Source organism: Microbacterium terrisoli (assembly GCF_030866805.1).
GTDB lineage: Bacteria > Actinomycetota > Actinomycetes > Actinomycetales > Microbacteriaceae > Microbacterium > Microbacterium terrisoli.
The window spans coordinates 2017744-2031328 of sequence record NZ_CP133019.1 but is presented as its reverse complement, the minus strand read 5'-3'; the positions used below and the strand labels follow the sequence as shown (position 1 = coordinate 2031328).

The 13585-nt window shown below is 62.8% G+C and carries 20 protein-coding genes; 18 read left to right on the top strand and 2 right to left on the bottom strand.

Going from position 1 to position 13585, the window contains the following annotated elements; all coding sequences use genetic code 11:
• The first annotated feature begins 80 nt into the window (after positions 1 to 80).
• The 11 genes from QU603_RS08890 (at position 81) to QU603_RS08840 (ending at position 5217) form a co-directional block, all read left to right on the top strand.
• Positions 81 to 569, top strand: coding sequence for a hypothetical protein (locus QU603_RS08890; protein WP_308491032.1), 489 nt, complete (start codon positions 81 to 83; stop codon positions 567 to 569).
• Positions 570 to 586: 17 nt separating this feature from the next.
• Positions 587 to 1519: a phage major capsid protein gene (locus tag QU603_RS08885; protein WP_308491031.1), complete on the top strand. Its 933-nt coding sequence runs from the start codon at positions 587 to 589 to the stop codon at positions 1517 to 1519.
• Between the two features lie 17 nt (positions 1520 to 1536).
• Positions 1537 to 1920: a hypothetical protein gene (locus QU603_RS08880; protein WP_308491030.1), complete on the top strand. Its 384-nt coding sequence runs from the start codon at positions 1537 to 1539 to the stop codon at positions 1918 to 1920.
• Positions 1920 to 2321 (top strand): DUF6093 family protein, encoded by a 402-nt coding sequence (locus tag QU603_RS08875; protein ID WP_308491029.1) that lies wholly within the window; start codon positions 1920 to 1922, stop codon positions 2319 to 2321. The genes QU603_RS08880 and QU603_RS08875 overlap by 1 nt, the downstream gene beginning before the upstream one ends.
• 63 nt (positions 2322 to 2384) lie before the next feature.
• Positions 2385 to 2807: a hypothetical protein gene (locus QU603_RS08870; RefSeq protein WP_308491028.1), complete on the top strand. Its 423-nt coding sequence runs from the start codon at positions 2385 to 2387 to the stop codon at positions 2805 to 2807.
• Positions 2804 to 3061 carry a hypothetical protein gene (locus QU603_RS08865; RefSeq protein ID WP_308491027.1) on the top strand — a complete coding sequence of 86 codons (258 nt, stop codon included), beginning with the start codon at positions 2804 to 2806 and terminating at the stop codon, positions 3059 to 3061. Before QU603_RS08870 ends, QU603_RS08865 begins: the two co-directional genes overlap by 4 nt.
• Positions 3058 to 3453, top strand: a complete 396-nt coding sequence (locus QU603_RS08860; protein ID WP_308491026.1) for a hypothetical protein — start codon at positions 3058 to 3060, stop codon at positions 3451 to 3453. Before QU603_RS08865 ends, QU603_RS08860 begins: the two co-directional genes overlap by 4 nt.
• A gap of 20 nt (positions 3454 to 3473) precedes the next feature.
• Positions 3474 to 3629, top strand: coding sequence for a hypothetical protein (locus QU603_RS08855; protein WP_308491025.1), 156 nt, complete (start codon positions 3474 to 3476; stop codon positions 3627 to 3629).
• Positions 3626 to 4135: a phage tail tube protein gene (locus QU603_RS08850; protein ID WP_308491024.1), complete on the top strand. Its 510-nt coding sequence runs from the start codon at positions 3626 to 3628 to the stop codon at positions 4133 to 4135. Before QU603_RS08855 ends, QU603_RS08850 begins: the two co-directional genes overlap by 4 nt.
• A 78-nt stretch (positions 4136 to 4213) precedes the next feature.
• On the top strand, positions 4214 to 4795 hold the full coding sequence (locus QU603_RS08845) for a hypothetical protein (RefSeq protein ID WP_308491023.1): 582 nt from the start codon (positions 4214 to 4216) through the stop codon (positions 4793 to 4795).
• A 137-nt stretch (positions 4796 to 4932) separates the two neighbouring features.
• The gene (locus tag QU603_RS08840; protein WP_308491022.1) at positions 4933 to 5217 is read left to right on the top strand and encodes a hypothetical protein; all 285 of its coding nucleotides are present in this window, start codon (positions 4933 to 4935) and stop codon (positions 5215 to 5217) included.
• On the opposite strand, the gene QU603_RS08835 is transcribed toward QU603_RS08840, so the two are convergent.
• The gene (locus QU603_RS08835) at positions 5214 to 5429 is read right to left on the bottom strand and encodes a hypothetical protein (protein WP_308491021.1); all 216 of its coding nucleotides are present in this window, start codon (positions 5427 to 5429) and stop codon (positions 5214 to 5216) included. The two genes, QU603_RS08840 and QU603_RS08835, sit on opposite strands and share 4 nt — an antisense overlap.
• A 99-nt stretch (positions 5430 to 5528) precedes the next feature.
• Here QU603_RS08835 and QU603_RS08830 point away from each other — a divergent pair, with 99 nt between their 5' ends.
• Genes QU603_RS08830 through QU603_RS08805 form a run of 6 tightly spaced genes read left to right on the top strand, consistent with a single transcriptional unit; the run spans position 5529 to position 12120 of the window.
• Positions 5529 to 5699: a hypothetical protein gene (locus tag QU603_RS08830; protein ID WP_308491020.1), complete on the top strand. Its 171-nt coding sequence runs from the start codon at positions 5529 to 5531 to the stop codon at positions 5697 to 5699.
• Positions 5684 to 8446 carry a tape measure protein gene (locus QU603_RS08825; RefSeq protein WP_308491019.1) on the top strand — a complete coding sequence of 921 codons (2763 nt, stop codon included), beginning with the start codon at positions 5684 to 5686 and terminating at the stop codon, positions 8444 to 8446. The genes QU603_RS08830 and QU603_RS08825 overlap by 16 nt, the downstream gene beginning before the upstream one ends.
• A 13-nt stretch (positions 8447 to 8459) precedes the next feature.
• Positions 8460 to 8927: a phage tail tube protein gene (locus QU603_RS08820; protein WP_308491018.1), complete on the top strand. Its 468-nt coding sequence runs from the start codon at positions 8460 to 8462 to the stop codon at positions 8925 to 8927.
• Positions 8928 to 8944: 17 nt separating this feature from the next.
• On the top strand, positions 8945 to 9094 hold the full coding sequence (locus tag QU603_RS08815; RefSeq protein ID WP_308491017.1) for a hypothetical protein: 150 nt from the start codon (positions 8945 to 8947) through the stop codon (positions 9092 to 9094).
• The gene (locus QU603_RS08810) at positions 9091 to 10680 is read left to right on the top strand and encodes a hypothetical protein (RefSeq protein WP_308491016.1); all 1590 of its coding nucleotides are present in this window, start codon (positions 9091 to 9093) and stop codon (positions 10678 to 10680) included. Before QU603_RS08815 ends, QU603_RS08810 begins: the two co-directional genes overlap by 4 nt.
• A gap of 3 nt (positions 10681 to 10683) precedes the next feature.
• Positions 10684 to 12120 (top strand): SGNH/GDSL hydrolase family protein, encoded by a 1437-nt coding sequence (locus tag QU603_RS08805; protein ID WP_308491015.1) that lies wholly within the window; start codon positions 10684 to 10686, stop codon positions 12118 to 12120.
• On the opposite strand, the gene QU603_RS08800 is transcribed toward QU603_RS08805, so the two are convergent.
• Positions 12117 to 12626, bottom strand: coding sequence for an SGNH/GDSL hydrolase family protein (locus QU603_RS08800; RefSeq protein ID WP_308491014.1), 510 nt, complete (start codon positions 12624 to 12626; stop codon positions 12117 to 12119). The two genes, QU603_RS08805 and QU603_RS08800, sit on opposite strands and share 4 nt — an antisense overlap.
• A gap of 160 nt (positions 12627 to 12786) precedes the next feature.
• Between QU603_RS08800 and QU603_RS08795 the strand changes: the two genes are divergently transcribed.
• The gene (locus tag QU603_RS08795; protein WP_308491013.1) at positions 12787 to 13578 is read left to right on the top strand and encodes a hypothetical protein; all 792 of its coding nucleotides are present in this window, start codon (positions 12787 to 12789) and stop codon (positions 13576 to 13578) included.
• Positions 13579 to 13585 lie beyond the last annotated feature (7 nt).

The following is a 13585-nucleotide window of genomic DNA, read 5'->3' as shown; positions in this document are numbered from 1 at the left end:
GCACGGTTTCTTCCGTGCTCCGTACGCGACGGTTTCGCGGCCATGGGCGACGGCCCCAAAACGGATGAAGGGATCAGCTCATGGCTGATGAAACGGCCCCCACCACGGGCACGGAAGAAACCAACGGGCAGAGCACGGAAGGCAAGGAGTTCACCGCGATCACGTCGCAGGAGGACTTCGACAAGGCCATTCAGGCTCGCATTGCTCGGGAGCGCGCGAAGTTCGCCGACTACGAGGACATGAAGGCAAAGGCCTTGAAGTTCGACCAGGCGGAGAACGACAAGAAGACCGAGGACCAGAAGAACGCGGACCGGCTCGCGACCCTTGAACAGGATCTCGCGGACGAACGGTTGGGCCGCGTGAAGGCTGAGGTCGCCGCCGCGAAGGGTGTTCCCGCAGACCTGCTGAACGGCAGCACTCGGGAAGAGCTTGAGTCCGCGGCGGATGCGCTCATTCAGTTCAAGGGTGAACAACCGCGTATGCCGGTCGTCACCCAGGAGGGCAAGCATCCCTCCGGCAAGAAGACCACGGCCGACCTGTTCGCGGAAGCGATCGGGGACGCCATCTGACCTGAAAGGACCGCATCATGGCTGGCATTGATGTGAACCGCAGCACCACTGGGGTGCCGCTTCCCAAGGAGGTCTCTGCGGAGATCTGGACCAACATGCAGGAGGCGTCTGCTGTGCAGCAGCGCGCCCGACGCATCAACATGCCCGGTTCGGGTATCACGATCCCGATCGTGACGGGCGACCCTGAGGCCGACTGGGTGGCTGAGACGGATGAGAAGCCCGTTTCGACGCCCACGTTCGGTTCGAAGGACATCACCCCGTATGTGCTCGCGGTGATCGTCCCGTTCTCAAACCAGTTCCGTCGCGACAAGGCGGCACTGTACCGGGAGTGCATCACGCGTCTCCCCGGTGCACTGGCGAAGAAGTTCGACGCGACCGTGTTCGCATCGTCGGGTGCGCCGGGCTCGAACTTCGCGCAGCTCGGCGGTTCGACCACCGTCGCGATCGGACCGAACGCCACCGACGTGAAGAAGGGTACCTACGCGGGCCTCGTGGCGGCGTATCAGGCCGTCGCGGATGCGGATGGTGCGCTCGACGGGTGGGTATTCAACTCGTCCGGCAAGGGTCTCCTGCTGAACCAGGTCGACACGACCGGCCGTCCGCTGCTGGTCGATTCGATCGCGAACGGTTCGAATGTGCCGCTGCTGCTCGGCGAGCCGGTGTCGTACTCGAAGGGTGTTCCGTCCGCGTCGAGCCAGGTCGGTTTTGCCGGCGACTGGTCGTCTGCGGTTTGGGGTTCGGTCGAGGGTGTGTCGATCTCCTTCTCGGAGGCGTCGATCACCAACGGCACCACCACACTGACCACCTCGGGCACCGACACGGTGGACGTTCCCAACGTGATCAACCTGTGGCAGCGGAACATGTTCGCTGTCCGGGCTGAGATCGAGATCGGCTTCCAGGTCCGTGACTCGTCGCGGTTCGTGAAGCTGACGAGCACGGCTCGTTCCTGAGTTGAGGGGGTGCGGTCATGGCTGTGACACCTGCGGATATTGCGGTTGCTCTCGGGCAGACCGCACCCTCCACCGACTCGCCTACGGAGAAACAGTGGGCGCTGTGGATCGCCGATGCGACGATGTTGATCAACGCGCGCGCGACGGAACTGGACAAGACACCGGACCCGGACCGGATGGATTATGTGGTCCGTGAGGCTGTCGTCGCGCAGGTGAAACGCCCCGATGACGTGACACAGGTCACCGTGTCGGTGGATGACGGTCAGACGTCGAAGTCGTATCGGTCGGGCAAAGGTCGGGTGACGATCCTCGACGAATGGTGGACGTTGCTGGGGCTGACCGATCCGGGGGGCGCGTTCAGTGTCGACCTGTTGCCGAGTGACTACACGTTGGGGTTCTGATGAGCCTCGGGTCTGACACACAGACAGCGCTCGCGTATCTGCGGGCTGAGGCTGAGTCACGGTTCACGGAGACTCTGCGGTTCACCCGTGTCGGGACGGTGGATGACGCGAACGGTGTTCCGGTTCCAGGTGAGACGACCTTGTATGAGGTTCCCGGGCGGGTGAAGTTCACGTCTCAGGTGGTGTCGCCGCGCGAGTCTGGCGCCCAACTGGTGGTGGTGCAGCAGCGTCGCGTGGATGTGGCGGTGGGGTCCACCCCGGGTGTGCGGCCGGGTGATGTGGTGACTGTTACCGCGTCGACGGTTGATGCGGGTCTGGTGGGCCGGAAGTTCACCGTGGATGGTCTGCCCGATTCGGGGCAGGTCACCGCGGCGAGGTATCCAGTGTCGGAGGGTTCCTGATGTCCAAGCGCGTGAAGGTCACGCTCGTCGTCGACGTGGCGAAATACGTGAAGGTGATTCGCCGTGGCTGACGATGACCTGTCGAAGCTTGTCGCGGACCTGTCAGCGGTGGCGAAGGGTTCACCGAAGAAAGCCCGCCAGGTGGTGCAGCAGACGGGCATCAGGACGAAGAAGCATTGGCAGGAGATCTCGAAGAACCCTGCAGGCTCGAGGTACAGCGCGACGATCGACTACGAGATCACCGGTTCCGTCCTGGACGGTGATGTTGAACTCGAGGTCGGGCCCGATCTCACCCGGTATGGCGGGAAGACAGGCCACGGAGGTTTGGTGCCCTCGTTCGGCATTTTCGACGACCCGCTGTCCACAGGGTCGATCAAACGTGCCCCGGATCGTGCGCGTCGTCGGGCGGAGAAGTTCGCTGCGGATGACGTGGAGAAGGGGATCGGGATTGCCCTGGATCAACTGTTGAAGGAGAACGGGCTGTGAGTGAGACATACGCGGAAAGGCGCGAGCGCATCTGTCAGCCGGTTGGGACTGCGTTCTACGACTACGACATGGCGTATCTGTTCGGGTACGAGCCGGAGTCGTGGGATGGCATGTACAAGCTGCGCGCTCACTGGCCGATCATCCGATTGTCGAAGCGTTGGGCGATCGCGGCTGAGGTTGTCGGCATGCGGGTGGACCGTCGGGGACGGCAGGTTCAGCGCATCCATTATCGGTTGGTGAAGGCGCGGGCGTGACTGTTCTCACGGATGTGCAGGCCCGGCTTGCGACGTTGTATCCGGCGTATGACACGCTCGCGGTGAACCCGGACGGTGTGCCGTTCCCGACCCCGTACTACGTGCTGTACGGGGCGTTGAGCGAGTTGGACGACAAGAGGCTCACATCCACCCAGGATGCGGATTCTGATGCGTCCTGGGACTTCACAGTGCGTGCGGTGTCAACGTCTGCGGCGGGTGCACGGCGTATGTCGGAGTTGGCGCGGGGGGTGCTGATCGGGTGGGCACCGACTGCGGCCGGTCGTGCGTGCAGTGTCCGGTTCGACGGTGAGGACGACCCGCAGACCGATAAAGACTTCAAGACGGTCGTGTTTCAGGACGTGGACTATGTGCTCGTGTCACGGCGGGCGTGAAGGGACGAATGATGCCTCAGATGAAAGACGCCCAGACGGGTGTGGTCCGGGAAGTGTCCGAAGCGTGGTTGAAGCGCTTCCCCGGCGATTACGTGAAGGTTTCCGCCAAGAAGGCGGGTAAGGCCGCGACAGCGGGCAAGAAGGCCGGTGGCGATGTGAAAGGAACTGAGAAATGACCAGAGCAAAGGTCACGCCCGGGTCTGTCGCCTCCGACGACAACCTGCTCGTGCTTTTCGTCCCCTCCGATGGTGTGGCGTCGAAGCTCAGCCCGAAGGTGTCTGAGCTGACCGCGGCGACGGTGAAGGACATCACCTACAACCTGACCGGTGACGGCTTCACGCCCGGTGGGGATCAGGCGACCGTTACGGATGACCGGCTGACGCTGGGTCAGACGCTGGAGCGTCCGGGCCGGGAAACGAAGTCCCTGACGATCAAGCGTGTGTACGGTGCGTCGGATGATGTGGCGGACGCGGTACTCACGAAGGGTGTGGAGGGTTCACTGTACATCCGGTGGGCTGTCCCGTACACGGACGACATCGCCGCGGACGACATCTTCGAGGTGTGGCCGATCCAGGCCGGGTCCGCGATGAAGGACGCCCCGACCGCGAACGGTGTGTTCACGAAGACGCAGAAACTGTTCGTGACCGGTGAGGTCGAGGACGCGACAGTTTCCGCGACGTGAGATGTGTGGGGCGGGCGGTTCCATCCACCGGCCACGTCCGCCCCGCACTTGACCTGGCCGGTGGGATAGGTGGATGAGATGAATCTGGACGAACTGCTGGCTGCTGCCGCGGCTGCTCCCGTACCGCACAAGGATGTCCTGATCCCTCTGGGTGTGGACAATGGTGAGCGTGATGCTCTGGCCCGTGAACGGGAAGAGTTGGAGCGTCGGATCGCCGATGCGACGGAGAACGCTTCACGGGACAAGCGGCTGACGTCGACTCCCGACATTCCGACGTTCGCGGATGAGTTCGCGTCGATCCTGGAGCGTGAGAACGCGTTGGATGCCCGCGATGCGGAGCATATGCTGACTCTGCGTGTGTACGCTCTGCCTGGTGTTGAGTGGGTCGCGTTGACGGCGAAGCATTCGAACGGGTTCGGCGGGTACGACCTGAACACGGTGTGTCTCGACGCAGCACAGGTCAACGGTGTTGCTGTGATCGATGGCAAGGAGTCCCCGATCACGGAGGCTCAGTGGGATCAGCTTCTGGGGCGGATGCGTGGCCGGTCGGTGGATGAGATCGCCGCGGCGGTGTTCGAACTGAATGTGGCCGACACTGCTGACGAGGTGCAGCGTCTGGGAAAAGTCTCACGCCCGAAGCTCGCCAGCGACTCCGACTAGCACGCACTCTCGGTGTCTCCCCACGCCGGTTGTATGGGTGGGAGCCCCGCGAGTTCGTCTCCTACATTCGTGAGGCCGGCGAGATCGTCGGGCATGTTGTGTCCCGTGAACCGGAATGGTCACGCGAGGATGTGCGGTTGATGCTCGCGCAGATGGTATGGGAGCAGAGCTTGGACGCCAACGGGATCCCGTTGGATGACGCTTTGCAGGGCAACCCGGACGATCGGTCGGGTGACTGGTTCTGGCGTGCCGGTGTTCGAGTGGTCGACCCGGAAACCAAGAAGGTGCTGTACGCACCTGACGTGAATTACGCGGAGAAGGTCAAGCAGGACGCGCTCGATCGTCTGCGTCAGTCCAACCCTGAGGCGAATCTCAACGGACTGTTCTTCCGGCTCGAGCGGGTCGAACGCACCAAACGCTAGTTCTTGACGTTGGTGAGCGCAGAGATCGCGGAGCCGACGAGGCAGAAGAACGTGCCCGCAGCCATGACCCAGAACAGTGACCACGGCCCGGTAACGAAGCAGACCACCGTGACGATGAGCAGCACGAGCGCGACGATCAGCCACGTTGCCCATGCGGGCCGCGCCGGCTTCACTCCTGCTCCGTACGGCTCCCCGTAATTCTGCTTGTTCATGGCCCGCACTTTACCAGGCAACGCAGCCTGTTCGACCGGTCAAGAAGCTACGCGCGAAGCAGTAGGTATGCGCCGAGCGCACTGAGCGCAAGCACTGGGATGAGCACGAAGATCGGCGCTCCGATCACGATCAAGACAATCGTCGCCGCGACTGCGACCGCAACGACGACGGCCGCAAGAGCCCGTTTCGGTGTCGTGGTGCGATGCGTCGTTTCGCTGGCCATGGCCGCACTTTACCAGCAGGAGGTGGTCTCGTGGCAGATCGTGTAGTCAAGGTCACGCTGCTGGCTGAGATCGCTAAGTATGTCGGAGACATCTCGAAAGCACAGCAGGCCACGCAGCAGCTCGCGTCTGAGACGTCGAAAGCGTCGAAGGCTGAGAAGATCGCGGCGCAGGATGCGGCGAAATCCGCGCAGATCCGCAAGCAGTCGATGGAGACCGTGGCGAAGGTCGCTATCGGTGTCGGTGGCGCGATCACCGCAGTCGGGCTGGCGGCACTGAAAACCGGCATCCAGTACAACACGCTGCAGCAGACCACCCGTGCGGCGTTGAAGACTCTGCTGGGGTCTGCGCAGGCCGCGAACGCGCAGATGGACAAGCTGGATGCGTTCGCACGGACAAGCCCGTTCTCCAAGCAGGTGTTCATCACCGCTCAGCAGCAGTTGATCGGTTTCGGCATGGAGGCGAAGAAGGTCATACCGACCCTCGACGCCGTGCAGAACGCGGTGGCGGCGACTGGTGGGTCTTCTCAGCAGCTGTCGGAGATCACGTTCGTGCTTGCGCAGATTCAGGCTGCGGGGAAGATCACTGCGACTGATCTGATGCAGCTTGGGCAGCGTGGTATCGACGCGGCCACGCTCATCGGTTCACAGATGGGTAAGACGGGCGCGCAGATCCGTCAGGACATCACGGCGGGGTCATTGTCTGCCAGCGACGCGCTGGATGCTCTGACGAAGGGTATGGCGGAGCGGTTCGCGGGTGCCGCGGCGAATGTGAAGCAGACGTTCTCAGGCGCGATGGACCGGGTGAAGGCCGCGTGGCGTGACTTCTCGTCCGTGCTCGCCGAACCACTGGTGGGCAAGAACGGTGGCGGAGCGCTCGTTGACCTGCTGAACTGGACTGCGGATGTGATGCGGGCGTTCATCGCACTTCCGGAACCGGTGAAGCTCACAGCTTCCGCAATCGCCGGAGTGACGGGCGCGATTCTGCTCGCGGGTGGCACCGCCGTCCTTGCGGTGCCGAAGATCGTAGCTTTCCGTGTCGCGCTCGAGACGCTGAAAACTCAGTCACCGCTGGCTGCATCCGCGATCGGTCAAGTGTCGAGTGCGATGCGAGCACTCCCGTACATCGGGTTCATCGCGGGTCTCGCGGCGGCGAGCGGCCAGTTGGCAGACGTGACGCTCGAGGCGACCGGTGCGAGGAAAACTCTCGACGGGCTCAATGACTCGTTCGGTGAGCTCGGGACGAAGAAGACCATCGATGACGCGCTGGGTTTCAGTGGTAGCACGCTGCTGAAGAACGCTACGTCGTTCGGTTGGATCTCTGACGTGAATAACCAGGCCAGTGGCCTGCTAGACACGTTGAAGGGCTGGAACGTCGTAGGCCGACTCATCGGTGGTTCGACGGGAGAGTTCCGACACAACCTCGAAGAGCTCGACAAGACCATGGCTGGCATGGTCGCGAAGGGCGACACGAAGTCTGCGGCTGAAGCGTTCACGTATCTGGCGTCGAAGACGGACGGGTCGAAGGAGTCGCTGAACAAGCTCAAGGCGATGTTCCCCGAGTACGCGAAGGCGCAGAAGGATGCTGCGCAGTCCACCAAGGACCTCGGAGACAACACCGCGGATACGGCAGCCAAACAGGATGATGCGGGGCATGCGGCGAGCAGGTATTCTGCGGCTCTCGGCGGCGTCAATGAGATGACCGAAGAGGCCGTCAAGACACAGCAGAAATGGATCGAGCAGGTTGCCGGTTCGTCGGCCGCGTTCATCGACATTCAAAGCGCGTACGACGGTCTTGTGGAAGCGAACAAGAAGACTGCGGAGTCGACCGCGAAAGCCACGAAGAGCGGCAAGGACTCGTGGGAGGACTTCTACGACGGTTCGTCCGTGTCGATCGACAAGTGGATCAAGGTACTCCAGGGTCAGGTCGCTGCACAGGCGAACTGGCAGACGAACATGACGAAGCTCGCCGGCCGGGTGTCGGAAGACACTCTGACGGAGTTGGCGAAGCTGGGGCCGAAGGGTGCCCCGCTGGTGGCTCAGTTGGTGAATGCGTCGGATGCGGAGTTGGCGAAGCTCGACAGTGTGACGAAGCAGCGTTCAGAACAGGCGACGGGGACGTTCGCGACGACGCTGGATCAGGCGAAACCGATCATTGCGGCGGCTGCAGCTCAACTGGGCAAGAAGGGCGCAGATGAGATTGCCGAGAAGCTCGGTTCTGGTGCGATGTCGATTGAGCAGGTCATCAAGAAGTACAACCTGAAGCTAAAGGAAACGAAGCTCTTCATCTGGGCTGACACATCGCATGCGTCTTCCGCTGTGGACACGTTCATCCGGCATCAGAACGGGCGCACGATCACGATTCGTGTGCGTGCGGACGGTATTTCGACGCTGCAGAACTCGGTGTCTCGGATGGTTGCCACGTCGCGTGCAGGTGGCGGACCTGTCCCCGGTACTCCGTCACACACCGACAACACCCTGATCTATGCCGCGTCGGGCGAGTTCATCACCCGTACCGCGCAGGCGCAGAAGCCGGGTAACCGCCGGGTGCTGGAGTGGATGAACGCGGGCGGCGACTTCGGTGGGGGGTACGCGAACGGCGGGTTCGTGCAGCCCCGGTACGCGTCGAACACGACTGCGCCGGTTGTGAACGTCGCGGCACCCTCGTTGGAGGGAGCGGTGATCACGGGGCGTATGCGGTTGGACCCTGACGGGTTTGTGACACTCATTGATGGTCGGATCTCCGCGGCGATGCCATCCGCTGTGAGTGTCACGTCACAGTTCGGTAGCCATTGAGTCGGGGGATGCTATGACCTGGGACCAGTCGTTCACCACAGATGGTTTGGGGTTGCTGTTGTGGGTGCCGTCGATCAGCGACGTGTTCAACCCGTCCGAGAGTGAGTTGGCGGCGGGCACGGATGTGACGTATTCGATGCGGCGGTTCGACGACAACCCCGTATATGAGTCGTTGACGTTGCGGCGGTGGCGTGGCTCGTCCGGCGTGGAGAGTGAGCCCACGCAGTCGGTCGAATGCGAGTGGGTGTATTCGCGTGTCGCCCCGTCCGTCCCACAACAGTTGCTTGTACCGGGGGCGGTGGGGTTTGTCGCGTGGCGGCTGGGTTACCCGAAAGAGACGCCGGTTTCCGCAGGGCAAGTCTTCAACGGTGTGTACCCGGTGACTGCCGGCGCGTGGCGTGACGGTGCGGATCTGATCGCGTCGAAGGTGCAGCGGTTGAACGTCACCGGCCGTGTGGGTCGTGAAGTGACGGTCGTCTGATCGTGGAGGGGGACGTCATGAGTGTTGTCACGAAGTTTCGTGTGCTCGACGCGGAAGGCATGGTCGTTGCGGGAGACGACCTGTACGGGGAGTATCTGGAGCGGGCCGCTGATCGTGTGGGCGGGTCGGTCGTGGATGAGTCCGGCGTGCAGGTGTACCCGTCATGACGTCTTGGGAGATCTCCGCGTCTGGTGTCAGCCAGTACAAGATCATCATGGATGCGACCGTGTCGGGGACGACGGTCACCGTGGCGGCGAAGTGGCGCCGTGATTCGTACGGCTACTCGTCGTTCTCTAGTAACGCGACGTGGAAGATCGTCATCGACGGGACCACCTATTCGGGGACCTGGGATTTCAGTGGCCCTGCGGGTGGGTCGATTTCGACGAAGACGATCGCGACCAGGTCGAAGAATGTCGGCTCGCAGAGTTCCGCGTCCGTGTCTGTGACGGTTGATTTCGATGTGTCGCCGGGGTCGGGCACGATCTCGAAGTCGGTGACGGTGGTCATCCCGCCGCCTGCGGCACCGTCGAATCTGTTGGTGGCGTGGGTTTCGGACGCGCAGCAGACGTTGAACTGGAACCGCAACGACACCTACACGAGTGTGGTGGTTCAGCGTCGGTATGGTACGGGGCCGTCGTGGTCCCAGTGGCAGCAGGTGGGTGTCGCAGCGGGGAACGCGTACACGTACACGGATAAGACGACGTACGCGGATCGGCGTTTTCAGTATCGGGTGGCGGGTGTGGCCGCGGGCGGTCAGTCGTCATGGTCCGGCACTGCGTTCATTGATACGACTCCTGCCGCGCCGACTGGGGTGGCGGCGGCGAGGTCTGGCAGCGACATCGTGGTGTCCGCGTCGGGCACGCCACCGTATGCGACGTCGTACGATGTGCGCGACGGTGCCGCGACGGTCGCGTCGGGTGTGTCGTTGCCGTGGACTGACGTCGCGGTGGACCCTGGTATCCCGCACACGTACACGGTGCGTGGTGTGACGGCCGCGGGCCTGGCTGGGGTGTGGTCGTCGGCGTCGAACACGGTGCAGCTGATCGCCCCGCCGAATCCGCCCTCTGGTCTGGTCCCGAACGGGACGGTGTTGCCGTCCGATCAGGATGTGGTGTTCCAGTGGGTGCATAACCCGGTGGACTCGTCCCCGCAGTCGGCGTTCGAGTTGCAGTGGCGGCTCGACGCTGGTGCGTGGACGACGGTGACGGGCACGACAGCACAGTCTGCCGCGGTGACGGTTCCTGTGGGGGCGTTGGAGTGGCAGGTTCGCACGAAGGGCGCGGACCCGTCGTTCTCCGACTGGTCGGCGATCGCCACAGGGACGGTCATCGACCGGCCTGGTGTGGCTGTGGTGCAGCCGGCGGACACGTGGGATGCGTCGGTCCTGACGGTGGAGTGGACATGGTTCCAGGCGCAGTCTCGCCCGCAGTCGGCGTGGCAGCTTGAGCTGATCCGTGTCAGTGATGGTGTGACGGTCGAGTCCCGGAACGGGTCCGGCGATACATCGTCCCTGCAGCTGTCGACACGGCTGACTGAAGGCGATTGGACTGTACGGGCACGCGCCGCTACGGGTGACGTGTGGTCCCTGTGGGGCACCGAGACGTTCACGGTCGTTTTCGACCCGCCTGGGGAACCGGTTCTGACGGGCGTGTGGGACGAAAGCCAGGGCGGGGTCGCTCTGGTCGTTGCGGGTGAGCAGTACGGGGTGGCCGTGCTGGATGGCGGCGTTTGGTACGCAGAGTTTGGAGATTGAGACATGGCGAGCATTCCCCTGCTGACTGAGGCTGAGCTGCAGTCCGCGACGATCGACCCTGTCACAGGGGAGTTGTATTGGACACGTGCGGATGGGACGAAGATCATCGCGGGTGTCGCTTCTGGTGCGAGCGATGCTCAAGTTGCGTCGCTCCTGGCATCCGGTCCGCTCACAGGGACGCAGTTGTCGGCCGCGATCGACGGATCGGTGCTGCCGCTGCGCGACCAGACGGCAGTGGCGGCGCGTCGTGCGGGTTCGTTTCTTCGGGGTGTGCCCGCAGCAAATGAACAATTCCACTATACAAGTCAGTTCGGCTCCGTGCCGAGCGCAAACAGTGTGAAACGGCACCAGACGTTCAAGTCGGGGCCACAACTCATGCGATTGGTATTCGGAAACAATTTTGCGGTGGAAACGAACCTGAACGCGGTTCCAATCGTTGTGCGGGCGTCAGTGGATAATGGCTCTGTGCGATCGCCCGTGTTCTTCCGTGGCTCGCGTGACGCGACGATCGAGGTTGGGGCGTATGTGGTCAGCGACCCGGTGGTGATCAATGTCGCCTCCGACAAGTTCTTCTGGCAGCGGGTATTCGTGACCGCATCCGACAGCCTCCACATTCCGTATGTGGGGTCGCCGTCGACGACGATCTCCGCGTGGGGTGAGGGCTGCGATGCGACGAATAACGTGTCGCAGACGGATAAGACGATGACCGGCGGACCCACGCCGACCGGTGGCCTGTCATGGTACGGCGCGTGCGCGATCATCACCGAGGACGAAGGGCAGACGCCGTACGTCAGCCTGAACGGGGATTCGGTTCTCGTTGGCGTAGGCGACACCAACGGGCAGGCTACGGGCGTTGGTTTCGGTCGCCGGGCGATGAACAACGAAATCCCGTACGCCATGCAGGCTGTCATCGGTGCGAGCATGACGCATGGACGGGATCGACGACGGATCCTGCTGGGCGGGGAAACGGGCGCGTTGTGCGAGTTCGGCGTCAACGACGTGTCAGGAAACACGGTCGCTCAGTTGAAAGCGAACTACATCGCGGAGTGGACTTTCCATCGTGCGATCGGCGCGACTGCTGTGTATCAGACGACGATGATGCCCCGCACTTCCAGCACAGACAACTGGGCGACGGAAGCGAACCAGAGTGTCGACTCCAACAGTCCGAAACGCATCGAGATCAACGACTGGATTCGGGCCGGCGCACCCATGGTCGCCGGTGTCGGTGTGGTCCCCGGTACGTCCGGTGCGATCGTGGCGGGCGATCAGGGGCATCCCTTGTCGGGGTACTTCGAGGTCGCAGATACCGTCGAAACCGCTCGCAACTCGGGCAAGTGGAAGGTGGGGATGGTGTACACGACGGATGGCCTGGGTGTGCATCCGAACGCGGCCGGCCATGCGGCTGCTGCGGCAGCCATTGACATCGACGTCTTCCGTTAGCCGTCGAACACCGACTCGATGAACTCCGCGTAGGCGTGATGACCTGACACGGTCATGTGCCGATGGTCGGGGCCAAACTCGGGGGAGAGACTGAGCATCGAGATGTAACGGACGCCCAGCGTTCTGGACGCGTCGGAAAGTGCGGCATCAACCGCTCTGATCTGATTCTGGTCGTATGCAGGCGCTCCCACCGGACCGATCACAATCAGATCTGGAGCGTTCAGAGCAGACACGACCTCGGTCAGGGCGGGCCCGGTCTTTTCGGGGGTGTCGTTCAGGCCTGTCTGGATGATCACAACGCCGGGTTCGAGCGCGTTGACATCATCAACCCGAGATAGGAATGATTGGCCACCGCACGGTCCTCCGCTGGTCAGACCAGTGCCGCCGACCGCGTTGACGTACGTCTCCCATCCTTCAGCCTCGCCGACAAGCGCAGGCCAGGATTCGCTGCGAGGTTCATCCAGGGATTGGCCCTGAGCATACGAATCACCCAAGACGACTGCCACGGGTGCACCTTCTGAGACAGGCAGTGAGTCACTGCGGTGATCGTTGAGTGTCGTGACTTCGACGCATGCCTGAGCGGTAGCGGCGGCGGCCTCTGAAGCGCGCATGTCCTTGTAGATCACATAGGCGCCTGAGCCGACCGCAAGAGCGAGTGCTATCGATGTGATCACGATCCATGGCCGACGCATCTTTAGCACGCGGCCCACAATAGTGCACCGCCGTGCGGTGCTTATCAGATTGGGGAGTATCCGCGTGGTATCGAACCTGACGATCATCAACGGTCACCCATACATCTCCGAGGGCGCCGACGACGCCGAACTGTCTCTTGGAGAGGATGACCGTTTGCGGGTGGTCAACACGCGTGCCGTGGAGTTCACCATCGACCGGTCCGTTGACGGTGGGGACACGTGGGAGTCGGTGCTGGGTGACACTCTGTCCGGTGACGGAGCGAACCTACCGGATTTCGAGTGCCTGTCGTACGGTGACACGTTGTATCGGGCGGTGGCTTTCACCGCTGAGGGCGCGACGGCAGACACGATCATCACCGTGCACGCCGACTCTGAGGCATTGTGGCTGTCCGGGGGACCCGAGTTCGGCGTCACCGGCCGGCTTCCCTGGGATCCGCAGGTGCAGGTCACGGCTGGCCGAGAACGTGCGCTGAAGCAGTACGCGGGCCGGGCGTTGCCTGTCGCACTCACAGGTGAGGCCCTGTCTCGGAAAGTGGAGGTGTCGGGCCGGACATTCGACGGGCCGGTCGATGGTGAAGACACCGCGAACGTGGAACAGCTGACGGAGATCGCACAGGTCGAAACGGACCTGTTCCTGTTCCGTGACCCGGACGGTCGACGCATCTACGGTCAGATCGGTGACATCCAGCTTCCCCGGCAAGGGGTCGCCGGGTCGACTGGCATGTGGGGGTACTCGTTCACCCTCGTCGAGACGGACAAGTCGTGATCACCTG

Bases quoted from the DNA above. Each gene is read 5' to 3' on its own strand.
- QU603_RS08890 (WP_308491032.1), top strand. From the start codon at position 81: ATGGCTGATGAAACGGCCCCCACCACGGGCACGGAAGAAACCAACGGG.
- QU603_RS08885 (WP_308491031.1), top strand. From the start codon at position 587: ATGGCTGGCATTGATGTGAACCGCAGCACCACTGGGGTGCCGCTTCCC.
- QU603_RS08880 (WP_308491030.1), top strand. From the start codon at position 1,537: ATGGCTGTGACACCTGCGGATATTGCGGTTGCTCTCGGGCAGACCGCA.
- QU603_RS08875 (WP_308491029.1), top strand. From the start codon at position 1,920: ATGAGCCTCGGGTCTGACACACAGACAGCGCTCGCGTATCTGCGGGCT.
- QU603_RS08855 (WP_308491025.1), top strand. From the start codon at position 3,474: ATGAAAGACGCCCAGACGGGTGTGGTCCGGGAAGTGTCCGAAGCGTGG.
- QU603_RS08850 (WP_308491024.1), top strand. From the start codon at position 3,626: ATGACCAGAGCAAAGGTCACGCCCGGGTCTGTCGCCTCCGACGACAAC.
- QU603_RS08845 (WP_308491023.1), top strand. From the start codon at position 4,214: ATGAATCTGGACGAACTGCTGGCTGCTGCCGCGGCTGCTCCCGTACCG.
- QU603_RS08835 (WP_308491021.1), bottom strand. From the start codon at position 5,429: ATGAACAAGCAGAATTACGGGGAGCCGTACGGAGCAGGAGTGAAGCCG.
- QU603_RS08830 (WP_308491020.1), top strand. From the start codon at position 5,529: ATGAGCACGAAGATCGGCGCTCCGATCACGATCAAGACAATCGTCGCC.
- QU603_RS08820 (WP_308491018.1), top strand. From the start codon at position 8,460: ATGACCTGGGACCAGTCGTTCACCACAGATGGTTTGGGGTTGCTGTTG.
- QU603_RS08815 (WP_308491017.1), top strand. From the start codon at position 8,945: ATGAGTGTTGTCACGAAGTTTCGTGTGCTCGACGCGGAAGGCATGGTC.
- QU603_RS08810 (WP_308491016.1), top strand. From the start codon at position 9,091: ATGACGTCTTGGGAGATCTCCGCGTCTGGTGTCAGCCAGTACAAGATC.
- QU603_RS08805 (WP_308491015.1), top strand. From the start codon at position 10,684: ATGGCGAGCATTCCCCTGCTGACTGAGGCTGAGCTGCAGTCCGCGACG.